Source organism: Rhizobium sp. J15 (genome assembly GCF_002531825.1).
Lineage (GTDB): Bacteria > Pseudomonadota > Alphaproteobacteria > Rhizobiales > Rhizobiaceae > Rhizobium.
This window is the reverse complement of record NZ_NWSX01000014.1, coordinates 17,184-42,158: the sequence shown is the minus strand read 5'-3', so window position 1 is coordinate 42,158 and position 24,975 is coordinate 17,184. Positions and strand designations below refer to the sequence as shown.

25 protein-coding genes and 1 pseudogene are annotated in these 24,975 nt (G+C 62.6%); 8 read left to right on the top strand and 18 right to left on the bottom strand.

Annotation, left to right across the window (positions count from 1 at the left end; all coding sequences use genetic code 11):
- Window positions 1–7 precede the first annotated feature (7 nt).
- The 4 genes from CO670_RS14595 to CO670_RS14580 form a co-directional block, all read right to left on the bottom strand.
- Window positions 8–1,087, bottom strand: a complete 1,080-nt coding sequence (locus CO670_RS14595) for an ABC transporter ATP-binding protein (protein WP_097590881.1) — start codon at window positions 1,085–1,087, stop codon at window positions 8–10.
- A gap of 42 nt (window positions 1,088–1,129) precedes the next feature.
- Window positions 1,130–2,644 carry a glycerol-3-phosphate dehydrogenase gene (gene glpD, locus CO670_RS14590; protein WP_097590880.1) on the bottom strand — a complete coding sequence of 505 codons (1,515 nt, stop codon included), beginning with the start codon at window positions 2,642–2,644 and terminating at the stop codon, window positions 1,130–1,132.
- A 111-nt stretch (window positions 2,645–2,755) separates the two neighbouring features.
- Window positions 2,756–3,529: a DeoR/GlpR family DNA-binding transcription regulator gene (locus CO670_RS14585; protein WP_097590879.1), complete on the bottom strand. Its 774-nt coding sequence runs from the start codon at window positions 3,527–3,529 to the stop codon at window positions 2,756–2,758.
- A 111-nt stretch (window positions 3,530–3,640) separates the two neighbouring features.
- Window positions 3,641–4,558, bottom strand: a complete 918-nt coding sequence (locus tag CO670_RS14580; RefSeq protein WP_097590878.1) for a DMT family transporter — start codon at window positions 4,556–4,558, stop codon at window positions 3,641–3,643.
- Between the two features lie 73 nt (window positions 4,559–4,631).
- On the opposite strand from CO670_RS14580, the gene CO670_RS14575 reads away from it, so the two are divergent.
- On the top strand, window positions 4,632–5,561 hold the full coding sequence (locus CO670_RS14575) for a LysR substrate-binding domain-containing protein (protein ID WP_097590877.1): 930 nt from the start codon (window positions 4,632–4,634) through the stop codon (window positions 5,559–5,561).
- A 14-nt stretch (window positions 5,562–5,575) separates the two neighbouring features.
- On the opposite strand, the gene CO670_RS14570 is transcribed toward CO670_RS14575, so the two are convergent.
- Window positions 5,576–6,043 carry a GNAT family N-acetyltransferase gene (locus CO670_RS14570; protein WP_097590876.1) on the bottom strand — a complete coding sequence of 156 codons (468 nt, stop codon included), beginning with the start codon at window positions 6,041–6,043 and terminating at the stop codon, window positions 5,576–5,578.
- Between the two features lie 87 nt (window positions 6,044–6,130).
- Complete coding sequence (locus CO670_RS14565) at window positions 6,131–6,652, bottom strand: DUF992 domain-containing protein (RefSeq protein WP_097590875.1); 522 nt, start codon at window positions 6,650–6,652, stop codon at window positions 6,131–6,133.
- A 551-nt stretch (window positions 6,653–7,203) separates the two neighbouring features.
- On the opposite strand from CO670_RS14565, the gene CO670_RS14560 reads away from it, so the two are divergent.
- Together CO670_RS14560 and CO670_RS14555 are read left to right on the top strand one after the other, a co-directional pair.
- A complete protein-coding gene (locus CO670_RS14560; protein ID WP_097590874.1) occupies window positions 7,204–7,449 on the top strand; it encodes a hypothetical protein in 246 nt (81 codons plus the stop codon).
- Window positions 7,450–7,465: 16 nt separating this feature from the next.
- Window positions 7,466–7,816: a hypothetical protein gene (locus CO670_RS14555; protein WP_097590873.1), complete on the top strand. Its 351-nt coding sequence runs from the start codon at window positions 7,466–7,468 to the stop codon at window positions 7,814–7,816.
- A 51-nt stretch (window positions 7,817–7,867) separates the two neighbouring features.
- Here CO670_RS14555 and CO670_RS14550 read toward each other — a convergent pair whose 3' ends face one another.
- The 3 genes and pseudogenes from CO670_RS14550 to CO670_RS14540 all read right to left on the bottom strand — a co-directional run bounded on the left by CO670_RS14550 (window position 7,868) and on the right by CO670_RS14540 (window position 10,451).
- On the bottom strand, window positions 7,868–8,032 hold the full coding sequence (locus CO670_RS14550; protein WP_003571841.1) for a DUF1328 domain-containing protein: 165 nt from the start codon (window positions 8,030–8,032) through the stop codon (window positions 7,868–7,870).
- A 100-nt stretch (window positions 8,033–8,132) separates the two neighbouring features.
- Window positions 8,133–8,719 (bottom strand): annotated as a pseudogene (locus CO670_RS14545) (hypothetical protein).
- 109 nt (window positions 8,720–8,828) lie between these two features.
- Entirely contained in the window at window positions 8,829–10,451 is a 1,623-nt protein-coding gene (locus CO670_RS14540) for an ABC-F family ATP-binding cassette domain-containing protein (RefSeq protein ID WP_097590960.1), read from the bottom strand.
- Window positions 10,452–10,590: 139 nt separating this feature from the next.
- Here CO670_RS14540 and CO670_RS14535 point away from each other — a divergent pair, with 139 nt between their 5' ends.
- Window positions 10,591–10,920, top strand: a complete 330-nt coding sequence (locus CO670_RS14535) for a DUF6665 family protein (protein ID WP_097590871.1) — start codon at window positions 10,591–10,593, stop codon at window positions 10,918–10,920.
- Window positions 10,921–10,952: 32 nt separating this feature from the next.
- Here the strand turns inward: CO670_RS14535 and CO670_RS14530 are convergent, their stop codons facing one another.
- From CO670_RS14530 to CO670_RS14500, 7 genes are all read right to left on the bottom strand, one after another.
- Window positions 10,953–12,407 (bottom strand): M20 family metallopeptidase, encoded by a 1,455-nt coding sequence (locus CO670_RS14530; protein WP_097590959.1) that lies wholly within the window; start codon window positions 12,405–12,407, stop codon window positions 10,953–10,955.
- 139 nt (window positions 12,408–12,546) lie between these two features.
- The gene (locus CO670_RS14525; protein ID WP_097590870.1) at window positions 12,547–14,091 is read right to left on the bottom strand and encodes an ABC transporter substrate-binding protein; all 1,545 of its coding nucleotides are present in this window, start codon (window positions 14,089–14,091) and stop codon (window positions 12,547–12,549) included.
- A gap of 29 nt (window positions 14,092–14,120) precedes the next feature.
- Window positions 14,121–14,903 carry a serine hydrolase gene (locus CO670_RS14520; protein WP_097590958.1) on the bottom strand — a complete coding sequence of 261 codons (783 nt, stop codon included), beginning with the start codon at window positions 14,901–14,903 and terminating at the stop codon, window positions 14,121–14,123.
- 82 nt (window positions 14,904–14,985) lie between these two features.
- The gene (locus tag CO670_RS14515) at window positions 14,986–16,614 is read right to left on the bottom strand and encodes an ABC transporter ATP-binding protein (RefSeq protein ID WP_097590869.1); all 1,629 of its coding nucleotides are present in this window, start codon (window positions 16,612–16,614) and stop codon (window positions 14,986–14,988) included.
- Window positions 16,611–17,429: an ABC transporter permease gene (locus CO670_RS14510; protein WP_097590868.1), complete on the bottom strand. Its 819-nt coding sequence runs from the start codon at window positions 17,427–17,429 to the stop codon at window positions 16,611–16,613. Before CO670_RS14510 ends, CO670_RS14515 begins: the two co-directional genes overlap by 4 nt.
- Complete coding sequence (locus CO670_RS14505) at window positions 17,426–18,370, bottom strand: ABC transporter permease (protein ID WP_097590867.1); 945 nt, start codon at window positions 18,368–18,370, stop codon at window positions 17,426–17,428. The genes CO670_RS14510 and CO670_RS14505 overlap by 4 nt, the downstream gene beginning before the upstream one ends.
- 184 nt (window positions 18,371–18,554) lie before the next feature.
- On the bottom strand, window positions 18,555–19,457 hold the full coding sequence (locus CO670_RS14500; protein ID WP_088678067.1) for a LysR family transcriptional regulator: 903 nt from the start codon (window positions 19,455–19,457) through the stop codon (window positions 18,555–18,557).
- Between the two features lie 214 nt (window positions 19,458–19,671).
- On the opposite strand from CO670_RS14500, the gene CO670_RS14495 reads away from it, so the two are divergent.
- On the top strand, window positions 19,672–20,538 hold the full coding sequence (locus tag CO670_RS14495) for an aldose 1-epimerase family protein (RefSeq protein ID WP_097590866.1): 867 nt from the start codon (window positions 19,672–19,674) through the stop codon (window positions 20,536–20,538).
- A 36-nt stretch (window positions 20,539–20,574) separates the two neighbouring features.
- Here CO670_RS14495 and uxuA read toward each other — a convergent pair whose 3' ends face one another.
- Window positions 20,575–21,762 (bottom strand): mannonate dehydratase, encoded by a 1,188-nt coding sequence (uxuA, locus tag CO670_RS14490; RefSeq protein WP_097590865.1) that lies wholly within the window; start codon window positions 21,760–21,762, stop codon window positions 20,575–20,577.
- 42 nt (window positions 21,763–21,804) lie between these two features.
- Window positions 21,805–22,527 (bottom strand): GntR family transcriptional regulator, encoded by a 723-nt coding sequence (locus CO670_RS14485; RefSeq protein ID WP_097590864.1) that lies wholly within the window; start codon window positions 22,525–22,527, stop codon window positions 21,805–21,807.
- Between the two features lie 155 nt (window positions 22,528–22,682).
- On the opposite strand from CO670_RS14485, the gene CO670_RS14480 reads away from it, so the two are divergent.
- The 3 genes from CO670_RS14480 to CO670_RS14470 all read left to right on the top strand — a co-directional run bounded on the left by CO670_RS14480 (window position 22,683) and on the right by CO670_RS14470 (window position 24,974).
- Window positions 22,683–23,084 carry a DUF2934 domain-containing protein gene (locus CO670_RS14480; protein ID WP_097590957.1) on the top strand — a complete coding sequence of 134 codons (402 nt, stop codon included), beginning with the start codon at window positions 22,683–22,685 and terminating at the stop codon, window positions 23,082–23,084.
- A gap of 37 nt (window positions 23,085–23,121) precedes the next feature.
- A complete protein-coding gene (locus CO670_RS14475; protein ID WP_097590863.1) occupies window positions 23,122–23,373 on the top strand; it encodes a hypothetical protein in 252 nt (83 codons plus the stop codon).
- Between the two features lie 326 nt (window positions 23,374–23,699).
- A complete protein-coding gene (locus tag CO670_RS14470; RefSeq protein WP_097590862.1) occupies window positions 23,700–24,974 on the top strand; it encodes an O-antigen ligase family protein in 1,275 nt (424 codons plus the stop codon).
- Window position 24,975: the final 1 nt, after the last annotated feature.

Here is a 24,975-nt window from a genome sequence, read left to right as displayed (position 1 = left end):
TGCTCTCCTATGCCTTCTTTTCGGCTGCAGCGATGGCGCGGCCGTCGGCGCCGAACGCCAAGAGGTGGCGCGTGTCGAGGAAGGCCTCGATCTCCATGTCGGGATCGATATCGTGAATCCCGTGCGCCAGCATCACCCAGCGCACGCCGTCATATTCCAGGTGGACGAAGCTCTCAGAACCGGTGATCTCCGAAACCAGCGTGCGCGCCTGCAGGCGGGCCGCGTCACCCGTCTGCGGCTTGAAGCCGAGATGATGCGGGTGAAAAGCGATGGTCACAGGCCCCTCCGGCACGGCAGCCAGATGCGGGGGAACTGGAAGCCCCGCCCCGCCCGGACGCGTAAAGACATTGCCGGATTTGGTGACGTCGAGCGTGTTCAGCGGCGGGTCGGCGAAGATGCCGGCGGTGGCGAGGTCGGCAGGCCGGCGGTAAACGTCGATCGTCGGCCCGAACTGGGTGACCCGGCCCTCATTCAGCGTCGCCGTGTTGCCGCCGAGCAGGAGTGCCTCGGACGGTTCGGTGGTCGCATAGACGAAGATCGCGCCGGACTGGGCGAAGATCTTCGGCAGTTCCTCACGCAGTTCCTCGCGCAGCTTGTAATCGAGGTTGGCAAGCGGCTCGTCCATCAGCACGAGACTGGCATTCTTGACGAGCGCGCGCGCAAGCGCGGTGCGCTGCTGCTGGCCGCCGGAGAGATTGAGCGGCGTGCGGTCGAGATAGGGCGTGAGCTTCAGAAGCTCGGCCGCCTTGCGCACCTCGCGGTCGATGGCGGCGGCATCCTTGCCCGATATGCGCATCGGCGAGGCGATGTTCTCATAGACGGTCAACGCCGGGTAGTTGATGAATTGCTGGTAGACCATGGCGACATTGCGCTTCTGCACCGGCATGCCGGTGACGTCGGCGCCGTCGAAATGGACGGAGCCTGCGGTCGGACGGTCGAGCCCGGCCATCAGCCGCATCAGCGACGTCTTGCCCGACAGCGTCGGCCCGAGCAGGACGTTCAGCGTGCCGCGCTCGAGGACCAGATCGGTCGGATAGATATGATAGTCCGCCCCCACCATCTTGGCGGCGTTTCGCAGTTCCAGCATTCCGATTCCCCTGCCTCCACGCAGCGGGGACCACACGCCGCCTTATCCGGCCATCGCCGGTATGGCAGCCATGTACTCCTCCAGTGACTGAGCCTGCTCCTTCGAAAGGCGCAGACCATCCTTTGTTCTCCTCCACAGCACGTCTTCGGCGTGCCGGGCCCATTCATGTTCGACGAGATATCTGACCTCGGCCTCGTAAAGATCGCCACCGAACAGCCGTCCGAGATCCTCGATGCCGCGGGCATCGCCGAGCAGCGTCTCGGCCCTGGTGCCGTAACGGCGCACCAGCCGGCGCGCATGCGGATCGGCAAGGAAGGGATAGCGGCTTTTCAGCTTGGCGACCTCGGCCTCATAACCCTTGACGGCGAAGTTGCCGCCGGGCAGATGGCTCTTCGCCGTCCAGGGAGCGCCCTTGACGCCGATCGCCGCACCGATCTTTTCCAGCGCATGTTCAGAAAGCCGGCGATAGGTGGTGAGCTTGCCGCCGAAGACGTTGAGCAGCGGCGCGGCGCCGCCTTCACCCTCGAGCTTCAGCACATAGTCGCGCGTCGCCTCCTGCGCCTTCGAGGCGCCGTCGTCATAAAGCGGCCGCACCGCCGAATAGGTCCAGACGATATCCTCCGGCTTGACCGGCTCCTTGAAATATTCCGATGCCGCATTGCAGAGGTAGACGGTCTCCTCCTCGGAGATCCGGACATCCTTGGGATCGGCGGTGTAATCGCGGTCGGTCGTGCCGATCAGGGTGAAGTCGCCCTCATAGGGAATGGCGAAGATGATGCGGTTGTCGGGATTCTGGAAGAAATAGGCGCGCGGGTCGTCGAACTTCTTCTTGACGACGATATGGCTGCCCTGGACGAGGCGAACGTGGCGGGCCTCGTTCTGACCGAAAGCGGAGCGGATGACGTGATCGACCCAGGGGCCGGCGGCATTGACCAGCATGCGGGCCTGATGGCTGCCGTTGCGGCCGGTGACGGTATCGATCGTCTCGATATGCCAAACGCCGTTCTCGCGCCTTGCCGACACCACTTTGGTGCGAGGCATGATCGCGGCACCCTTGTCGGCGGCGTCGCGGGCGTTCAGCACGACCATGCGGGCATCGTCGACCCAGCCGTCGGAATATTCGAATGCTCTCGTAAACAACGCTTTCAGCGGCTTGCCGGCCGGGTCCTTGCGCATGTCGAGCACCGAGGTCGCCGGCAGCAGCTTGCGGCCGCCGAGATGGTCGTAGAGGAAAAGGCCGAGCCGGATCAGCCATGCCGGGCGGATACCGCCCTTATGATAAGGTAATACGAAGCGCAGCGGCCAGATGATGTGCGGCGCCATCGCCCAGAGGATCTCGCGCTCCATCAGCGATTCACGCACCAGGCGGAATTCGTAATGCTCGAGATAACGCAGGCCGCCATGGATCAGCTTGGTGGCGCCGGATGAGGTGCCGGAGGCGAAATCGTTCATCTCCGCCAGCGCGACGGAATAGCCGCGCCCGACGGCATCGCGCGCGATGCCGCAGCCGTTAATGCCGCCGCCAATGACGAAAATGTCGTATATCTCCCGGCCCAATTGCCCCTCCGAGCCTGCTGCTGATTTCGCATCGCACAAAACTTGCGCGATTGCGAAAGTGACATCAGTTAAAACGAAAGAAATACGAATGTCAAACGAATGTTGGCGGATCTATCGCGATCTGCTGCCCGTTTCGATCAGTTTCACATTGTTTTCCAGGCAAAGATTTCGGATCGACGGCACCGGACAGTGGTCGGTGATGAAGGTATGAACCTGGGAAAGCTGACCGATCCGGACCGGTGCGGTGCGTTCGAACTTCGTCGAATCGGCAACGAGAATGACGTGGCGGGCATTGGCGATGATCGCCTGCGCGACCTTCACCTCGCGAAAATCATAGTCGAGAAGCGCGCCGTCGATATCGATCGCCGAGGCGCCGATCACGGCATAATCGACCTTGAACTGGCGGATGAAATCGACCGCCGCTTCGCCGACGATCCCGCCGTCCGAACCGCGCACGACCCCGCCGGCGATCACCACCTCGATTGCCGGGAAGAGACGCAACCTGTTGGCAACGTTGATATTATTGGTGATCACCATCAGCTCGTGATGATTGGCGAGCGCCTCGCCCACCGCCTCGGTCGTCGTGCCGATATTGATGAAGAGCGAGGCTCCGCTCGGGATCAACTCGACGGCCGCAACGCCGATCGCCTGTTTCTCCGAAGCGGCGATCTGGCGGCGCGCCTCGTATTTGACGTTCTCCGTTCCGCTCGGGAATGTCGCGCCGCCATGGATGCGCGTCAGCACCTGCGCATCGCAGAGATCGTTCAGATCCTTGCGGATGGTTTGCGGCGTCACCGAGAAGCGGGAGGCAAGCTCCTCGACCAGAACCCTGCCGCTCGATTTCGCGATCGCCACGATTTCAGTCTGTCGGTCGGTCAAGAACATCGGCGCCCCCTTTCGATCTGCTTTCGTTTTTAAAGAAAGCGAACGGCGGCGCAACGCCTATTTATCGGCGGCGAACTTTCGCCGCCGAATTTGGTGGTAGCGGCACGGCCGTTACCGTTTCCGCATGAGGTTGACCACGAGCACGCCGAGGATCGCCATGACGCCGCCGATCGCCCCGAGTGCCGTCGGCGTCTCGCCGAGCCAGACGAAGCCGATCAGCGTTGCGACTGGCGGGACGCCGTAAAGAAAATTCGAGGCGCGCGCGGCCGTCAGCCGCTTCAATGCGATCGCCCAGGTGAGATAGCCGATCGCCGTCGGGAAGATGACGAGATAGGCGACGCCCCAATTGACCTCGGCCGGGGCGGCAGCCAGCGCGCGGATCGTCGCCGGGACGGCCGGAAACAGCGGCACGGAGCCGATCAACAGGATCCAGGCGGTGACCGCAAGTGCCGGCAGGCGGCCGAGCAGCGGCTTCTGCAGCACGCTGGCGATCGCCGAGCAGAGCGCTGCGCCGAGGATCAGCACGGCGTTGGGATCGAGCTTGAAGCCGCCGTCCGAGGAGACCGCAATCAGCGCCACGCCGCCGAAGGAAACCGCGGTGCCCGCCCAGCCCCAACGGCCGAAGCGCTCGCCGAGCGCGAATGTGGCGATGAGGGCGGTGAAGACAGGCATGGTATTGATGATGAAGCTTGCCGGTCCCGCCGCCACGGTCTGCTCGCCGGTGTTCAACAGAACCGCATAGGCGGCGATGAAGAGCACGGCAGCGACGGAAAGGCGGAAGAAATCGCGCTTTTCCGGCATCGGCCGGTAGATGGCGAGGTAGACGAGGGCGAGGACGCCGGCCGCCACATAACGCGCCGTCGCCAGTTCGATCGGCGTCAGCGGCCCGAGGCAGATGCGGATCACCACGAAGGAGGAAGCCCAGAACAGAATGGTGACGACGATCGCCGCAAAGGCCACCAGATCGAATGCGCCTTGCTGTTTCGCCGGGACCGGTGTGCTTGCCGCCATGCTCATTTTCGCCTCCATCTGTGCGTGTGAGAATGAATTAGGCTTTCGATGCATGCTTGAAAAGCACCGCAATCGATGATCAAATGTGCGCATGGTTCACAGCTCACCAGTCCTGCCGCCGCTCGATACGCTCGAGACCTTTGCCCGCGCCGCCCGGCTTGGATCTTTTTCGGCCGCGGCCGAGGAAAGCGGTCTCACCCATGGCGCAGTGTCGCGCCAGGTTTCGCGGCTCGAGCGCTGGATGGGCGTGCGCCTCTTTGCGCGCGAAGCGCGCGGCGTGCGGCTGACGCCGGAGGGCATGCGGTTTTTCGCGCGTGCCGAGGAAGCGCTTTCCCTGCTCGGCAACAGCGGCGAGCGCTGGCTGCCCCGGCCGAACAAGGCGGTGGTGCGCCTTTCGGTGACGCCTTCGGTAGCCTCATTGTGGCTGTTTCCGCGGCTGGCGAAGCTCGAAGGAAACGAGCTGCATGTCGAACTGACACTAGAACATCGGCTGGCGGATTTCGGCGAAGGCACGGATCTCGCCATCCGTTGCGGCAAGGGTCCCTGGGCCGGTGTGCGCGCCCTGCCGCTCTGGCGGGAGAAATCCTTTCCCATTGCCGCCCCCGAACTGGCGAAGCAGCTCGGGCAACGCTCGGACGCCCTTTCGCTGCTCGACCTGCCGATCATTCACGATTCGAATATCGAAGGCTGGCGCCGCTGGCTCTCGCGCGAAGGTATCGATTATACGCCGCGCGGCCAGGACCGGCGCTTCGAGGACTATAATCTGGTGATGGATGCCTGTGCCCAGGGGCTCGGCATCGCGCTGGCCCGCCCTCCCCTATCGGATGCGGCGCTGGCCGCCGGGCGTGTCGTCGCAGTGTCGGAACGTACGCTCGATTCGCACGTGGCCTTCCACCTGATCCGGCCGGACGACGCACTGCGGAGCCCGGCCATCGAATTTGCCGGCCGCTTTCTGCGCGAGGCGGGCCACAACGAGGAGACGATCGCCGCCTTCACCGCACCTGGCCGGGCGAAAGGCTAGCGAGACTGCGCCTGCTACTCCTCCACAAGCTTCATGCGCATCTCCTTGGCTATTTCGAAACCGACAGCCCGGTAAACCGGTTCGCCGGCATCCGAGGCATGGATGACAGCCGTCGTGCAGCCGATCGATTTCAGGTAGCCGACAGCCTCTTTGGTCAGCGCCAGCGCGATGCCGCGCCTGCGGAAGGCATCCGCGACATAGACGGACCAGATATAACCAAGCAGCCGCTGCTCCTCCCGGATGACCTCGGGAAAAGGCGATTGGTGCAGCTGGCAGGATACGGAACCGGCGATTTCACCGTCGACGACGGCGAGGAACGAGGCGAGGCTCCGCTCCGCCCGGCCGCTTCTGAGGAAAGACAAGATCCGCGCCGCCGCATCCACGCTGTAATGTTCCGGCGGCGTGCCGTAACTGTCCCAGATCTTCAGATAGTGCCCGGCCAGGATCTCGTCCTCCTCGGGCGTTGCCATTCGAATATCCATTGGCGATCCGGTTTGGGCGTGGGAGGGAACCAATTTCAAGAAGGGGACGCCCCCGCCGCGTCGCGGCAGGGACGCGTCAAAGGCCTGTCAATTCGCCGGGGTGAGCGTCATCGATGCGCTGCCGGCGGCAACGTTGAGGCCGAGCTGGCCGGTGAGGCTGACCGTCTGCAGATGGATCGAGCCGGACGTGCCGCCGATCAGGAGATTGGCGCCGACACCGGCACCGACCGTCGCTTCGGCGCTGGCGCCGACATAGAGGCCGGCAAGCGATCCGCGGTGATAGCCGGCGGTCGGCGCGAAGACGGCCCAAATCAGGCGGCTGCGCGTGGTGAAACCGAGATCGATGCCGAGCTTTCTGACTTCGCCGGTATAGTGATCGACGAGCTCGTTGCCGACGATCGACTGGAAGACGCAATCGGCTTCCTTGGACGAACCGAGCACGTAGCCCGTGCCGCCGCTGATATCGCAGGTGAGATAGCCGATCTTCACGCCATTGCGCAGATCCGGCTCTTCATATGTCCTGGTGACGGGATCGGCGGCACCAGCCACCCCCGCGCCGACAAACGTCAACGATACCGCGGCAAAGGCCGTCGCAAGAGTTTTGTTCATAAGTCTCTCCTTCTCAAATCGTGACGGGAATACCCGGCTGCCGGCACCGGATAACGGATGGGACCGTAAACGATCCCAGATCGGCGCCGTTTTCGCGTCGCGGGTCAAAGCGCGCGGGACGCGCAAGCGACAGGCCTACGGTTCAGCCCCATTGGGACATTTCGAAGGCACCATGCTACCCCCATGCGCCATTTCACGATCTTGTCAGGAATGGTTGCAGGAAAGGCACATGCTGATTTTGCCGAAACTGCACCGGGCAGCATCGACCTCGATGTTGCGGTGACCGCATAGGTTGCCACAGCCCATGTATAGCTGTAGTATTCCTGAAATTTCCTGCTGCACAGCAACAAATAAGAAGAATCGAAATACCGATTCCCGGCATGACAACAGAATGTCCGCACGCTCTTCCGGCATTCTGTTTCTGCTTTTAAGCAGCAATGCCGGCTGAAATTCGAGATGCATGTCAGATGATTATTTTGCCGGGGCCGGCTAACGGCACGCCCGCCGATTTCTATTGGAAATGGCGGCGCAGAGTTCATCGGGAGGGAAAAATGCGCAAACACACCACCATCATGCTCGCAGGATGCCTTGCGGTATCCGCCTGTCAGTCCAGGACCACGTCTCAATCCGTCTCGGACCGGAATTCCGAATTCGGCTGTATTGCCGGCACCGTCGGCGGCGCGATCGTCGGCGGCTTGATCGGCAGCACCATCGGGGCCGGCACCGGCCAGGTTCTCGCCATCGGCGCCGGTATCGGCGGCGGCGGTTTCGTGGGCAATCGCCTGGCTTGCAAATAATCGAGGGGGTATAGCGATGAAGATCTTGGCTTTCGTGACGGCAGTCGCCCTGTTCCAACCCACCGGCGTGCTCGCCCAACAGGCCGCCTCGATGTATCAGGGGCAGATGGACAAGCTTGACGTCAATTCCAGCAAGACGGTCGATCGTTCCGAATACGAAGCCTTCATGGGCACGGCCTTCGGAAATCTCGACAAGAACAAGGACGGCAGCCTGCAAAGCGACGAGACGGTGCAGATCCTGACCGTCGAGCAATTCACCCTGACGGACGCCAACAAGGACGGCCGCATCAACAGGAGCGAATTCATACAGCGGGTGATGGCGGATTTCGCAACGGCCGATCGCGATCGGGACGGCAACCTTCAGTAAAGAAAAACCCGGCGATGGTTTCGCCGGGTTTTTATACTCGATCCGTCGGCACTATACTCTGCGCATGAAGCGCATGACGAGCGATACGACGAACAGCACCAGGAAAATGAAGAACAGAACCTGGGCAATGGAAGCTGAAGCCCCGGCGATGCCGCCAAATCCAAGGACGCCGGCAATCAAGGCCACAACGAGAAATACCAAAGCGTAATAAAGCATCGCGATCTCCTCTTACGTTGCTGCTGGCATAACGGAGACCGCCGGCTTTTGGTTCCCTGCCCGCTCACGGACGGCGCAGGGAGCGCCGCATCGGCTTTGTTCAGCCGAAATGGAAAACGCCGTTATACATCCGGTCGCCCTCGTTCGGCTCCGGAGGTTCGGCCGCTTCGAGATAGGCCTTGAGCGGGCCGGTCAACACGAACCAGACGCTCGCGCCCAGCATGAAGCAGGCCCCGACGGGATCATCGATCCGTGCGACGAAGGGGAGGCAGGCGGATGCGAACAGGACGACCAACCGCACCGACCACTCCGCCTCGCGTTTGGTGACGGCGCGCGCACGCAGCGACTTATATTCCCGCGCGCCATAGGCGCTGCTGCCAGCCTTCATCGCCGAAAACAGCTTTCGCGCGGAAGGCAGCGCCAGCATGACCAGCGCGACGACGCTGAGCGCGAAAGCCCTGCCCGCCATAAATTGTCCGCTCGCGACGAGGAGGAAGGAGAGCACGGCCAGATTCCACGTCGGCTCCAGCAGCTCCGGCGGCTGGCGCGTCCGAATGTGCCAAGCCCGCAGCAAGCCCGCGGCGCCGTTCAATAACGGCTGATCGATATAGCGATTGATCCAGTCCATGCTGCGCCCGCCCTGATTGCCCCAAGAGGGCTCGCAACACCACGGAAATAGGTCATCATCGTGGCAAGCGACCGCAATATCGGCCGAACTTGCCCCTCGCTGCAGGAACCGGCCGCGGCTAGCTCAGTTCCCGCGCGACTTCCCAGACATGGCCCGGGAAGAAGATCGTCAGCTTCGCAGGCCGGGCGCCTCGTGGCCGGTGCGCGCCACATATTCCGTGTAGCCGCCGCCATATTGGTGGATGCCATCCGGCGTCAGCTCCAGCACGCGGTTGGAAAGCGCGGCGAGGAAATGCCGGTCGTGCGAGACGAAGAGCATGGTGCCCTCATATTGCGAGAGCGCCTTGATCAGCATTTCCTTGGTGTCGAGATCGAGGTGGTTCGTCGGCTCGTCGAGCACCAGCAGGTTCGGCGGATCGAAGAGCATCATCGCCATGACCAGACGGGCCTTCTCGCCGCCGGAAAGCACGCGGCAGCGTTTCTCGACATCGTCGCCGGAAAAGCCGAAACATCCGGCGAGCGCGCGCAAAGGCCCTTGCCCTGCCTGCGGGAACCGGTCTTCCAGAGATTGGAAGACGGTGCGCTCGCCGTCGAGGATATCCATGGCGTGCTGGGCGAAATAGCCCATCTTGACGCTGGCGCCGAGAGCGACGCTGCCCTGGTCAGGCGTGGTCGTGCCCGTCACCAGCTTCAAAAGCGTTGATTTGCCGGCGCCGTTAATGCCCATGATGCACCAGCGCTCGCGCCGCCGCACCATGAAATCCAGTCCCTCATAAATGCTTCGGCTGCCATATTTCTTATGGACGTTCTTCAGGCTGACCACGTCCTCGCCGGAGCGCGGTGCGGCCTGGAACTCGAAAGCGACCGACTGGCGGCGCTTGGGCGGCTCCACCCGGTCGATCTTCTCCAGCTTCTTCACCCGGCTCTGCACCTGCGAGGCATGCGAGGCGCGCGCCTTGAACCGCTCGATGAACTTGATTTCCTTGGCGAGCATCGCCTGCTGGCGCTCGAACTGAGCCTGCTGCTGCTTCTCGTTCTGCGCCCGCTGCTGCTCGTAGAATTCATAGTCGCCGGAATAGGTCGTCAGTCCGCCGCCGTCGATCTCGAGGATCTTGTTGACGATGCGGTTCATGAACTCGCGGTCGTGCGAGGTCATCAAGAGGGCGCCCTCATAGCCCTTCAGGAACTCTTCGAGCCAGATCAGGCTTTCGAGATCGAGATGGTTGCTCGGTTCGTCGAGCAGCATGACGTCGGGCCGCATCAGCAGGATGCGGGCGAGCGCGACGCGCATCTTCCAGCCGCCCGACAGCGCGCCGACGTCGCCGTCCATCATTTCCTGGCTGAAGCTGAGGCCCGCAAGCACTTCGCGGGCGCGCCCATCGAGCGCATAGCCGTCCAACTCCTCGTAACGTGCCTGCACCTCGCCGTAACGCTCGATGATCTCTTCCATGTCGCCCGCCCTGTCAGGGTCGGCCATGGCGGCTTCGAGCTCGCGCAACTCGGCGGCAACGATGCTGACCGGCCCAGCGCCGTTCATCACTTCGGCGACGGCGCTGTGGCCCGCCATTTCGCCGACATCCTGGTTGAAATAGCCGATGGTGACGCCCTTTTCGCAGGACACCTGTCCTTCGTCGGGCTGCTCTTCGCCGTTGATCATCCGGAAGATCGTCGTCTTGCCGGCGCCGTTCGGGCCGACGAGGCCGATCTTCTCGCCTCTGTTGAGCGCTGCCGACGCCTCGATGAAGAGGATCCGGTGGCTGAGTTGCTTGCTGATATTCTCGATACGAATCATGATGTGCGCGCAGGACCTGGAAAAATTACCGCGCCCCTTACCACGCATGGAAACGGCGGGGTAGGCCCGTCCGACCCTCTCGATCTCCGCCGCCGGATTGGATAATGTCGATGCCTGCGCCGAAAAGGAATTCGTGCCCATGAGCGTTCGTCCGCCGCAATCCTTCAGACAGCACCAGCAGAATGCCAACGGCTTCAACGTGCTCGAATACGAGCTGATGTCGGAACGCGCCGATGCGCTCGGGCGTCACGGGCTGAAAGTCGAAGCGGCACTCGCCAGCCTGAAATCCTGGTCCGCCGAGCGCCAGAGCGCCGCGGAGCGCGAGCGGCTCGTCAACGAAGCCTCCGACGCCGTCTGGGCATTCTTCATCCAGCGCGAGATCTGCGGATTGCGGAACAACCGCGATGCCATTCAGCGCTACGGCATCCCGAACGAGGTGCTCGCGCGCTTGGGTGCGGTGCGGAAATAACCCGTCGCGGTATTGCTACCGCCTATGTCACCTCACCCGCGAGCATGCGCCTTTCCCGGCTTCACCGCCGCCGGTATCGGGCAGATATAGGCTCCTCCCTTCGTCTTGTCGCGCCATTCGGCCTTGGCCCGCGCCAGCAGGTCGGGAGAGGTCAGCAGTGACAAACCGGTCGCCGCCAGCGTCTTTGCCGCATGCACCATCGCCTTGTGGGCGGCGCGGCTGCGCCCCTGCGCCACCACCTGCCAGGTATGCGGATTGGTGCCGATCGCCCAGGCGGGCGTCCAGCATTGCGCGGTCGGCACCACCCAGCTGACATCGCCGACATCCGTGGAGCCGGCGCGGAAATGCGACTGGCCCTCAAAATCGCGAAGACCGAGATGCAGCGGTGTCGAGCCGTCGATCGCCTGGTTGGAAAAGACGTCGCCTTTGATCTGGTAAAGACGGATGCTGCTTTTGATCGCCTCTTCGGTGAAGGTGTTCTGGATCTTCTGCGCGAAGTCGATATCGGCCTCGTCGAAGGGCACGGGCCCGAGCGTCACCATGTTCTCGTGCATCGCGCCTTCGAGCGTCAGATTGGGGAGAAGATTGGTGGAGGCGGTATCGAAGACGACCTCCACCTCGGTCTCGGTCATCATCGCCGCACCGCGCGCCACCTTCTCGACGCGTTCGGCAAGAGCCATGGCCTGCGGCATCTCGGGCGCGCGGATGAGATAAAGGGCTTCGGCCCTGGCCTGGACGACATTTGCCGCCCGGCCGCCGGTGTCGGTGATCGCATAATGCACGCGGCAGTCCGCAGGCATATGCTCACGGAGGAAATTGACGCCGACATTCATAAGCTCGACCGCATCGAGGGCCGAACGGCCGAGATGGGCGCTGTTCGAAGCGTGCGCGGCCAGCCCCTTGAACCGATAGTAATATTCGAGCACGGCAAGATTGTTGGTGGAACGCACGCCGTTGAAGGGCGCCGGATGCCAGGTCAGCGCCGCATCGACATCGTCGAAGGCGCCGGCGCGCACCATGAAAGTCTTGCCGGAGCCGCCCTCTTCGCCCGGGCAGCCGTAATAACGCACGGTCCCCGGCAGACCCTTCTCTTCGAGATGCCTGGCAAGCGCGATCGCCGCGAGCAGCGAGCCGACGCCGAGAAGATTGTGGCCGCAGCCGTGACCGCTCTCATCCGGGGCGATCGGCCTGGCCTCGGCCACGTCGGCGACCTGGCTCATGCCGGCCAGCGCATCGAATTCGCCGAGAAAAGCGATCACCGGCCGGCCGCTGCCGTATTCACCGATGAAGGCCGTCTCCATCCCGGCGATCCCGCGTCGGACATGAAAGCCGTTTTCTTCCAGCGTCGCCGCAAGCAGTTTGCTGGAACGGTATTCGTCGAATTTCAGCTCGGCGAAATCCCATATCTGATCGCTCAGCGCCGTGAATTCGGGCTTCATGCCGTCGATCACGGAGGCAAGGGTCAAAATAGCTTCTCTGTCGGGCATGGCATGTCCTTGATGCATCGCCGCTTCCCGCGGCGTCAAACTATCTGCTGCCGTCGGACCGAAGCCCGGCGGCATTGTTGAATTCTTTGGTTTTTCAGCGTGTCGTCACCAGAACCGCGGCACGCTCTGGGCAACAGGCTCAGTCGTCGAGCGAGACTTCCCAAAGGCGGGCGTTCGACTGCCAGACGGGCTGGCCCTTCAGCTTCTTCGTCGCGCCCCAGACATCGACCATGTCGTAGAGAAAGATGCCGGGCATATCCTCAAGCATCAGCGTATGGAACTGATCGAAGATCGCCTGCCGCTTTTCCGGATCGATTTCGGCGTAGGCGGCGTTCCGCAGTTCAATCGCCTTCGGATTGTCCCACATCAGCGATGCGTTCTTATCCTTGTCGCCGACATAGAAACTGTAGGCCAGAGCAGGGTCGAGACGCGGCGTCACCGACTGCGAGATGACCTGGTAGTTGCCGGACCGGCGGCGATCGACCTGCGTTGCATAGTCGAGGACCTCGATCTGCACATTGAGGCCCACCTGCTGCATCATGGCCTGCGCCATGACGGCTGCCGGGAAGCTCGGCACATTGCCGCGCTTGTTGGCGATGATGGTGATCGGCTCACCCTTGTAGCCGGCCTCGGCAAGCTCCTTCTTCGCGGCTTCGAGATCGTAGGGAAGGCGCTTCTTCTGCGTCTCGCTGAAATAGACCGAGTCCGTCGGCACCATGGAGCCATTGGCTTCGCCGGTCCCATTCGAGGCCGCCGCCACGAGTTCGTCGAGATCAAGCGCCTGCGCCATGGCGCGGCGCACGCCCGGCTTGCCGAGGACCGGATCGCGGGTCTGGATGTAGAACAGGTTCTTGCCGTTGTTGCGGGCGATGATCAGCTGAACCTTGTCGCTCGCCTTGAATTCCGGGATCAGGTCCGGCGAGATCTCCGCCGTGTCGAGCACACCGGATTCGAGACCTGCCTTGACGGTCGAGGCATCGGGAATGACCATGAACTTGATGCCGTCGACCAGCGGCCGCTTGGAACCGACCGCGCCGTCGGGCTTGCCGTCATTCGCCGGCGAGACGTAGTCGGCGAACTTCGTCAGATGAATATATTCGGCCTTCTTCCACTCATCCCATTTGAAGGGGCCGGTACCGATCGGCGCGACGAAGGTACCGTCGGCGGCAACGGAGTCTTTCGAAATGATGCCGGTGTAGCCGCATTCCGGGCGCGACATCAGGCCGAGGAAAACCGCCGAAGGCTTCTCCAACACCATCTCGACGGTCAAGGCGTCGACGGCCTTGATGCCGGTGACGTGCACGACGCCGCTGCCGTTGAAATCGTTGATGCAGGTCCACTTGGTCTTCGGGTCCATGTACCGGTTCCAGCTCCAGACGACGTCATCGGCGCTCAGCACCTTGCCATTGTGGAACTTCACGCCGTCGCGCAGCTTGAACGTATAGGTCAGGCCGTCGGCCGACATGTCGACGGTCTTGGCGAGAAGCGGCTTGACCTCGCCATTGTTGGCATAGCCGACGAGGCCTTCGACGATATGCAGGATGACATTGTCGGTGTTGCCGTCGCGGTTGACGCCGGGATTGCTGCTGCGCAGGTCCGAGCTTTGCGCCACGACGATATCGCGGGCTGCCGCCGTGCCGGCCATCACCAGCAAAATGGTGCTTGCAAGCAGGATTTTTCTCATTGTTCTACCCTCTTTCTGTTCTCTGTCGATTATGATTGGAACTCTTCCCAGCAGGCCCGGGCGAGCCTGCCGATGGTTTCGAGTGCGATCGTGTAACCTGGCGTTCCGTCTTCCATCACCTGAGGAACCTGGTCGGTATAGGCGGCGAGGATGTAGAACGGCGCCCCATCCCGGAAGACGATGCCGGCATCCATGCGCCCGCGCTTGCCGCGGCCGCCCTTGCTGGCGACGATCGTTTCGAACGGCAGCCGCGAGGGAATGCCGTAGCGCAGCACCTGGTTTTTCAGCGTCTGGAGCGCGAAGGCGCAGAGCGCCCGCGAGCAGCCGAGCCTAGCTGTCGCATCTTCCGAAATTTGCGCATCCAGGATGGTCTGCAGCAGCAAGACTTGATCGGCCGCGGTCGTCGTCGTGACCGCACCGAGCGCATGATCGGGCGACAGCGCCAGCGGCGGAATCAGGAAGCGATGGTGCGTGCCGCTCATGCCCAGCGCCTTGCAGTAGCTGTCGACTTCCTCGAGCGTCAGGCGTTCGAACACCATCTTGGTGCAGACATTATCGCTCAGCACCATCATGCCGGTGATGGCATCGCGCAGCGAAATGACGATACCGGGGGTCATATAGCGGAAGATGCCGCTCGCCACTTCCTCGGCAAGACGCTTCTCGTAAACGATCTGCTCGTCGAGATCGAGGCGGCCGTCCTCGACCGCCTTCAATGCCGCCATCATGATCGAGGTCTTGCGCGTGCTTGCCGACGGCGTCTCCTCATCGGCGCCGCGGCCGATCGTTTCGCCGGTCCGAAGATTGCGCGCCATGAAGCGCGTAACGAAGGGCTGCGCATCGCAGATCGCATTCAGCCGCTTGGCGGCCCCGCTTGAATTCGTGCCCGTGTCCAACTCAGTTCTCCAGACGCCATTTCAGTTTCACGCCGCCCTGCTCGTTCTGATCGAGAGCGGGAATTGCCGAAAGGAGGCGGCGCGTATAGGCCTCCTTCGGACTGTCGAAGATCGTGTCGCGGTCGCCCTCTTCGATGATCCGGCCGTCCTGCATGACGACCACACGGTCGGCGATCTGTTCGACCACGCCGAGATCATGGCTGATGAAGAGACAGGAGAAGCCGTAGCGCTTCTGCAAATTCGAGAAGAGATCGAGCACCTGCGCGCGCACCGTCACGTCGAGTGCGGAAACCGGCTCGTCGGCGATCAGGAATTTCGGCCGGCGGGCAATGGCGCGGGCGATCGCCACGCGCTGACGCTGGCCGCCCGACAGCTCATGCGGATACCGCAAGGCATAATCGGCGCCGAGGCCGACTTCCTCCAATGTTTCCAGTGCGCGTTTTTTCTTCGCCGCGCCGTCGATGCCCGGCACCAGCCGCAGCGCCTCTTCAACGAGGGCTGCGATCGTCATGCGCGGATCGAGCGAGGAATAGGGATCCTGGAACACCATCTGGCAATTCAGCCGATAGTCGCGCCAGTCTGCATCACGCTCGCGGCCCTGGAAGAGGATCTGGCCTGCGCTCTGATCGACGAGACCGGCAATCGTGCGCCCGAGCGTCGTTTTGCCGGAGCCGGAACCGCCGACGAGCGCGACGACCTCGCCCTCGCGGATGTCGATGCTGACGCCATGCAGCGCACGTTTCGGCGCCGCTTTCTTCAACAGCGATTTCCGGCCGGCATAATCGACGACGATATCGCGCGCCGACACCATCGGCGCGGCTGTGAGGTCGATCGCGCGGGTCTCACCGCGGAAGGGCAGCGAGGAGAGCAATTTCTTCGTATAGGGGTGGCGCGGCGCCTCGAGCAGTTGCTCGGTGGTTCCCTGTTCGACGATCGCGCCCTTTTCCATCACGACGATCCGGCTGGTGTAACGCGCCACCATCGGCAGATCGTGGCTGATGAGCAGGACGGCGGTGCCTTCGGCCCGCGTCAGCTCGACCATCAGTTCCATGACGTCGCGCTGGATGACGGCGTCGAGTGCCGTCGTCGGCTCGTCGGCGATCAGGAGCGCCGGCTTCAGCAGCATCACCGAAGCCAGCATGATGCGTTGGCGCATGCCGCCGGAGAATTCATGCGGATAGGCCGGCAGCGCCCCTTCGGGATCGCGGATGCCGACGCGGGCGAGCATATCGAGAATGCGGCTGCGGCGTTCCTCCGGCGGCATCTTCGTATGGAGGATCAGCCCTTCCTCAAGCTGCCGGCCGATCGTCATCGACGGATTGAGCGAGGTCATCGGTTCCTGAAAGACGACGCCGATTTCGGCGCCGCGCAGTTGCCGCAGCGCGCTGTCGCTCATCGCCAGCACATTGCGCCCCTTGTAGCTGACCGTGCCGCCCGTGACCCTGACGGCTGGCGGCAGGAGCGAGATCAGAGCGCGGGTCGCCAGCGTCTTGCCGGAGCCGCTTTCGCCGACGATGCCGAAGATTTCCCCGGCTTCGATATCGAAGCTGACATCCCTGACGACATCGATGCCGCGATGGGCGACCTGGAGCGACAGGCTGCGGACGCTGAGAAGGCTTTCCTTGGTCATTTCAGGCCTCTCATACGCGGATCGAGCTTGTCGCGGAGCGCGTCGCCCAGAAGGTTGATGCCGAGAAGGGTGAGCGCGATGCAGAGACCGGGGAAGAGCCCGAGCCAGACCGCCTGCTCGATGAAGGGCCGGCCGGCGGCCAGCATGTTGCCCCAGGTCGGCGCCGGCGGCGGCACGCCGAGGCCGAGGAAGCTGAGCGCGCTTTCGGAAAGGATCGCCCAGCCGAACATCGACGTGGAGAGAACCGTGATCGGCGCCAGGCAGTTCGGCAGGATATGGCGGACCATCGTATAGATCTCGCCATTGCCCATCACCTTGGATGCCTCGATGAATTCGCGTTCGCGTAGCGACAGCACGGCGCCGCGCACCACGCGCGCCATCGACGGCGTATAGGCGATGCCGAGCGCGAAGATGATGCCGTATTGGTTGGCGCCGAAGACGGCGAGCAGGCCGAGCGCCAGCAGGATGCCGGGAAAGGCCAGCAACGCGTTGTTGATCGCCATGATGGCGGCATCGACCCAGCCGCGCGCATAGCCGCTGATGATGCCGATCACCGTTCCGCAGACTGCAGCGAAGGCGACTGTCAGGAAGCCGATCCAGACGCTGGCGCGGGCGCCGACCATCAGGCGGCTCAGTACGTCGCGGCCGAATTCATCGGTGCCGAGCCAATGGGCCGCGTCGGGAGCGGCAAGACGGGCGGTGAAGCTCAGCTTCATCGGATCGTAAGGGGTCCAGAAGAGACCGAGCGCGGCGGTGGCAAGAAGCGCGGCGATCAGCAGGCCGCCGATGAGGCCGTTCAGAGTGAGGTTTCTCATTCTGCCACCACGCGCGGATCGAAGAGCGGATAGAGCAGGTCGACAATCAGGTTGACCAGCACATAGGAGATCGCGACGAAAAGCAGGCAGCCCTGGATGACCGGGTAGTCACGGGCGAAAATGCTGTCGACCATTAGCCGGCCGAGACCCGGAATGGTGAAAACCGTTTCGATGACGGCGATGCCGCCGAGCAGATTGCCGAGAATGAGCCCGATCATCGTCCAGGTCGGGCCGAATGCATTCTTGAACGCGTGTTTCCAGAGCACGGCGCTTTCCGACAGCCCCTTGGCGCGGGCATGGGTGATGTAATCGAGCCGCAGCACTTCCAGCGTCGAGGCGCGCGCCATCCGGATGAGCACGCCCATCTCATGGATGACGAGCGTCATGATCGGCAGGACGAGATAGATCAAGCCGCCCCAGAAATTACTGCCGATCGAGACGTAGCCCAGCACCGGCAGCCAGCCGAGCTTCAAACCGAACAGCAGAAGCAGCAGCAGGCCGAGCCAGAAGGTCGGGATCGACAGCAGCACGGTCGCCGTGCCCACCAGCGCGAGATCGGTGATGCTGTTCTGCCGCCAGGCGGCGATGACGCCGGCGGGAACGGCAATGAGGCTCGCAAGCGCAACGGCGATCAGGACGATCTCGGCGCTGATCATGAAACGCGCGGCAACCAGCGGCAGGACCGGCTCGTTATTGACGATCGACCGGCCGAAATCGCCGGTCAGCACGTTCTCCCCCCAGATGAGGAATTGCTGCGGGATCGACTTGTCGAGCCCGAGTTCGGAGCGCATGGCGGCGATCTGTTCCGGCTCGGCCATATCGCCGAGCATCAGCGCGGCGGGATCGCCGGGAATGAAACGAATGAGCGCGAAGACGGTGATCGAAACGATCACCACTGTCGGCAGCGCCATGAGAAGGCGGTTGATAATGAATCTGAGCATCAGTTCCCCTGGAACATGGTTGGCGGCGATCCGCCGCTTTCATGCGTTTATTTTGCGAGAACTATGATGGATTTGAGAAATACCTGCAATATTATGCAGTTTCGTCATACTCCTATGCAGAAGCGGACGAAGCATTTCGGCTCCGCAGCTTGTGCGGACGAAGCTTATCCCACTCGTTTTGCTGTTATTTCTGCGATAGGGCGATCTGGCGTTTCAACGCGTCCATCAGCGCTTGCGCGGCAAGCGACGGCGGCTGGCCGGCCGGCTTGGCCAGACCGAACTCCTGCGTCGACTGCGGCACGAAGGGCCGCTGGACGACCGGCAGGTGACGGTAAAGGTTGGCGTAGAAGCTGCTGAGGATGGCGACGCCCAGGCCGTGGGCGGCATAGGCGCAGGCCGAACTGTTGGTATGCGTCTCGATCTTGACGTTCTGTTTCACCCCTGCCCGTTTGAAGACCTGGTCGAGCAGCATGCGCGTCGGCCGCTGGCGGCCGATCAGGATCAGCGGAATATTGCGCAGATCCTTCGGCGCGATCTCGTTCAGTTCCGCGAGAGGGTGGTCCTTCTGGATGACACAGACGCTGACACCGGTGGCGACCGGCTCCATCTCGATGCCCGGTCCCGTTTCGCCTTCATAACGCAGGAAACCGAAATCGATGATGCGCTGCTCCACCAGCCTTGTGATCGCAGTCGTCGTCTCAAAGAAGGTTTCGATGCGGACGCCGGGAAAATCCTTCGCGTAATCGACGAGCATTGCCGGGGCGAAATCCTCCCACATGCTGCTCGGCAGGCCGATCCTGACGACCTCAGGACCGGCCGCGCCGGTGCGTAGATCCTCTGCCAGACCGGAGAAGCGGTCGATACCGAGAAGTATGTTCTCGGCGTCCCGCGCGAGAATCAGCGCTTCCGGCGTCGGAATCAGCCGTCCTTTTTCACGCGCGAAAAGCGTGAGCGAAAGATCGGTTTCGAGTTGCTGCAGAAGGCGGCTGACGCCGGACTGGCTGAGCCCCATGCTCTTTGCCGCGGCAATCGTCGATCCGGTCGCCAGCAACGTTCGCAGCACCTCCAATTGTCTGAAATTCGTCAAACACGCCGCCTTTCGAAACGATGATCACCGATATGGTTAGTTGCCCGATCGGCATATGAAAAGCACAAAACCTTCATTCGCTTCCGGGCCGCAAGACCTGGAGCGGGCCGGAGAAAGATTGAGGCCGTGACCGCCCGCCTTTCCCTAACGAGTGGAAATTCCCAACGCGGAAAGATATGGCTTTGGTACCGAACCAGCGTGAAGGGAAATTGCGATGCCAAGCTCAATCCGGATCGGCAATCAGGATCTCACCGTAGACGTTTCCTCTCTCGGCGCCGAGATGCAAGCGCTCACCACCAGCGACGGACGCTCCTGGCTATGGACGGGCGACGCGGCCTTTTGGACAGGGCGATCGCCGATCCTGTTTCCGATCGTCGGCAAGGCACCCGACGACAAGGTCGCGATCGACGGCACGGTCTACCCGATGGCGCAGCACGGTTTTGCCCGGCGCAGCGAATTTACCCTTGCAAGCTCCACGGCGACTGCATGCCGGCACGAGTTGGCCGCATCTGAAGCCACCCGGGCAGTCTATCCGTTCGATTTTCTCCTCGCCGTCGAATATGCAATCGAGGGCCACGCCTTGACGGTCACGGCGGAAGTCACCAATCGCGACCAGAAACCGATGCCCTTCGGGTTCGGCTTCCATCCGGCTTTCGTCTGGCCGCTGCCTGATGCTTCCGGGCGCGCCCACACGGTCATGCTGGACAACGAGGGTGAGCCGGAGCTCGTGCGGCTGGAGGGCGGTCTCATCGATCCGGCGCCGCTGCCCTCGCCCTTCGACAGCGGCCGGCTGGTGCTGGATCACGCCATGTTCGAGAAGGATGCGATGATCTTTCCGAAAGGGGCGGGCGAAGGGCTGCGCTACGGCGCCGAAGGCGGGCCGAGCCTGCGGTTCCGTTTCGACAACCTACCCAATCTTGCCTTGTGGACCAAGCCGGGTGCGCCCTTCATCTGCATCGAGCCGTGGCATGGGACGGCCGCGGAAGCCGGCGCCTCGAGCGAGCTCTCGCGCCGGCCGTTTACCAACATATTGTCGCCCGGCGCGACGGCGCGCTTCGGCTTCACTGTCGAGATTTCGTAGCAGCGCCAGCGGCTGGCGCGCCGCGCTCCGGGACCGTCAGGTCGGCGGGGCGCCGAGCGCATGCATGATGCCGCGAAGCTCCGCAAGGCCGCGCATGCGGCCGATGGCGGGGTAGCCGGGCGTGACTGTCTTGTCGAGATCGTCGAGCATGCGGTGGCCATGATCCGAGCGGAAGACGATGGTGTCTTCGGGACCGCGGCGGCCATCTTCGGCAACGAGTTCCCTGAGAACCGCGACCATGTCGACGTCGCCTTCCAGATGCGCGCTTTCATGGAAGGTCCGGCCGTCGCCCTCGCGGGTCGTGGCGCGCAGATGGGCGAAGTGGATGCGCGACGCGAAGCGCCGGGCGATTGCCGGCAGGTCGTTGTCGGCCCGCACGCCCAGGCTGCCAGTGCAGTAACACATGCCGTTTGCCACCGACGGCACCGCATCGAAGAGAGCCGCGTAGTCCTCGGCGGTCGAAGCGATGCGGGGAAGGCCGAACAGCGAACGCGGCGGATCGTCGGGATGCAGCGTCAGCTTGACGCCGCGCGCTTCGGCAGCCGGCGTCACCGCCTCCAGGAATTCGATCAGATGCTGCCGCAGCCTCGCGCCATCGATGCCGCTATATGCGACCAGTTTCTCCCGGAAGGCCGGAATGGTCAGGGGTTCGGTGGTCGAACCAGGCAGAGCCGAGGTGATGATGCGGGTGATCTCGGCGATCTCCTCCTCCGACATGGTCTCGAAGACGGCCCGCGCCCGCTCACGGTCTTCCTCGGAATATTGCCGGGCTGCATCCGGCCGTTCCAGAATGAAGAGATCGAAGGCCGCGAAACGCTCATGATCGAAGCGCATGGCGGTGGCACCTGTCGGCGTCACGAAATCGAGTTCGGTGCGCGTCCAGTCCACGACTGGCATGAAATTATAGCAGACGATCGGAATGCCGCAGGCGGCGACCGCTTCGAGGCTGGCGATCCACGCCTCGATTTCCGCCTTCGCCTCCCCGCCCTTGCGCTTGACCGCGTCAGGAATCGGGATGCTTTCCACGACCGACCAGATAAGCGGCGAACGACCGGCAGGCGTCGTCTCGATCAACGACTGCCGCTCGCGCACTTCCTTCTCGGTCCAGGCTCTGCCGATCGGCACCTGGTGCAGCGACGACACGATGTTGGTGGCGCCCGTCTGGCGGACGTCATCCAGCGTTACCGGCGCTTCCGGCCCGAACCATCTCCAACCTTGCCTCATCCTTCTTCTTCCTCGCCTTGTCGTTTCGTATTTGGCCTGCCGTCAGCAGAAATAATCGGGGTAGCGCGAGCGCAATTCATCGACGTCAGGGATGACGGCGCTCAAATGATGGATCATCGCCTCGCGTGCCGCCGCCGCATCATGTGCGACGAGCGCATCGCGGATGATGGTGTGTTCGTGCACCACATTGCCCATGCGTCCAAGCGCCGGCAGCGCCAGCCGCCGCGCCCGGTCGATCTGCACCTTGACTGTCTTCAGGAGCCCCCAAATGCCGGGATAGCCCGATATCTGCGCGATTGCCTCGTGAAAGGCCTCATCCTCCTCATGGAAGCTCACGACATCGTCGGCCGCGGCATGCGCACGCTGACGGGCGATGATAGCATCAAGGCGGGCGATATCGGCAGGGGTGGCAGCTCGAGCCGCCATCTCGACGGTCGTGCCTTCGAGCGCCTTGCGCACGACGACCGCTTCGGGGATCACTGAGACCGGCACCCGCGATACGACGGTGCCCGATTGCGGAAAGATATCGACCAGTCCGCCTTCGGAAAGCCTGAGCAGCGCCTCGCGCACCGGCGTGCGGCTGACGCCGAATTCTTCCGCGATCCGCTTTTCCTGCAAGAGCATACCGGGTGGCATCCGGAGCGAGACGATATCGGCATGCAAGCGCTCGTAGATGGCGCCAGCCGCCGTGACGCGGCGCAGTCGGCCGCCAATCTCTTGAGAGGAGGTGGGTACGAAGACTTCGGTTTCTGCTGTCTGCCGCATGAGGATACCGGGACGCCGACGCTTTCTGGCATACTAGTATATCAGTTATGGCGCCTTGCCAAGGCCTACGGCGCTCGCCGTCGCCGCGGCGGAAAAGCATTCTTATAGGGAACTTAGATCAGCGGACTTGGTTGTATTTTTCCAAGGAGATGTTCATGAAAACCCCAGCACGACGCAAGACGAACGGAAATGCGACCAACGGCGCCGAGGCGCAAACTTCAGCCGCGACGGAGGCACGCAGACCAAAGACGGCGCGGCGAACCGCGAGCGTCGCCGACGATCGGAGCCGGCCGCAGACCACCAGCCGCGAGGACGAAATCCGGAAACGCGCCTATTCCCTATGGGAAAAGGAAGGCAGGCCGGAGGGAAGACAGGCGCATCACTGGAGCGTGGCTGAACATGAGCTCGATGCGCAGTGGAGCGAAGCCGATAATCCTCCAAAGCTCGAAGCCCTGCGAGAGGCCTCGCGCCAGCATGCCGATACGTTCCTCGTGAAGACGGATCTCGAAGACGCAGATCAGCGCGAAGCCTCGCCCGGCACGCGCGAGCAAGATTGAAACTTCCTCCCCGAACCAATTCAGGAAAGGTCCCGGCATGGCTGAGAAGCAAGATTTGAACGCGGGATTCACCGGCACACCCGTCGAGCAGCCGGAGGGACTGGCCAAGGCTGCCCAACCGGCGGCCAGCGGGGTGAAACGTGAGGTCTATGCGGTCACCTCCGGCGCTAGAGACCACCCGCACACCGCAAGCGCATTGCTGCTCAGTATCGGCATTGTCGCATTCGGCCTCGGCTATCTCCTGGGCCGATCATCAGCGGAAAGCCCAGCGCGCGCCTATTGGCGATAACGGCAGGCACCAAGAAGCGCCTGTGCGGTTGGCTGGCGTATCGCTCTCCCACCATGCGCGAACGACGTTTTTCCGAACACAGAACCACGACGCTCGACGAGAAAGTTGCTCAGCAAGCTCGCACCTCAAACGTGTTTTCTGGTCATGTCGGCTTCACCGTCGCAGGGCATTGCGGCTGCTCATCGGGTGAAGCGAGGAGCAGCCGGCTTTGCTGTTGCCGGAATACGACAGTGAGCAAAGCACGGGTTTCGCCCGCCCTCACAGCTTGACAGCGGTGACAACGGTCCTTAGCGAGGCTGGATCAGCGACACCTCAGGATCAGCAAAGTGAATTACTTCAGGCAACTCGTGATTGCGATGCTTCACCCCGGGAACGGGTCGGGAAGCACGCTTGATCGAACCAACGGCATTACGGTCTTTCTCTTTGCAATCCTGCCCGGACTTTCGCCCAATTTTAACTCGTTCATCCTCCTCGGGTCGATGATATCGGGCCTCTACCTTCTAGCGAAAGCTCGCTTTCCTCTTAACCTCTCTAAGTCCGACCGGCTGGTCGCCATTTGCATGACGATCTACCCGGTGGTGATGATCGTCAGCATCTTCGTCAATCCGCCTTTCTCCGAAGAACTGGATTGGATCTTCCGTCTCCTGCCCTTCTTTTCGATCTGGCTGATCTTGCCGCGTATGCGCCAATCTCCCGATGGCCGCCTCGTGCCGCTCTTTATCCTCGGCGCCGGCCTCGGCATGATCGTGACCTTTCTTTTCAGCCTGCTTCAGGTCTTGTTCCTGATGCCCAGGGCAGAAGCCGGGACCTCGAACGCCGCCCTCCTCGGCGTTATCGGCGTTCTTTTCGGCAGCGTCGCGCTTCTCAACATCCAGTCGCCCAAAAGCATGGAGCAGAAAATCGCGATCCTGGGATATGCCGCAGGCCTGGGCTGCGCGCTGCTTTCCGGAACGCGCTCGGCCTGGCTGGTCATTCCCGTGCACGTCGCGATCTTCCTGTGGTATTTTCCCAAGCACCGCTTTCATGTGAGTTTGCGCAGCGTCGCCATCACCGGTACCGTGCTGTTGCTGGGGCTTCTTGCTCTCGGCAGCGACCAGGTCGTCTATCGCGTCCGCGAACTCCAGAACAATTTTTCGTCGCTTGAAAGCGCTCATGGCGATATTACGTCGCTCAGCGCGCGGGTCGCCCTCTACAAAGGCGCTCTATCGGCCATCATCAAGGATCCTTTTACCGGCTACGGTCCGCAGAACCGGATGGCGGCGGTGCTGGCCGAGGTCCCTGAAAACATAAGGCCGCAGCTTCCCTATTCGCATGTCCATAACGGCTTTTTGACCGCGGGAATTGACGCAGGCGTCGTCGGCATCGCCGCACTTTCGCTGCTTCTGCTGACGCCCTTGATCGCTGCCTGGAAAAAGGAGCCCGGGCCGGGCCGCGATCTCGCCATCGCAATCGCTCTTCTGCTGATCAGCAGCTACGTCATAACGGGCAGTTTCGGCATCATGTTCAACCAAAAGGCATTGGATCCGATCTTCGCCTATATGGTCGCGCTCATTTGCGCGGATCGCGGCAGCACGCGCTTTTCGCCCGTCGTTCGAAGCTGAT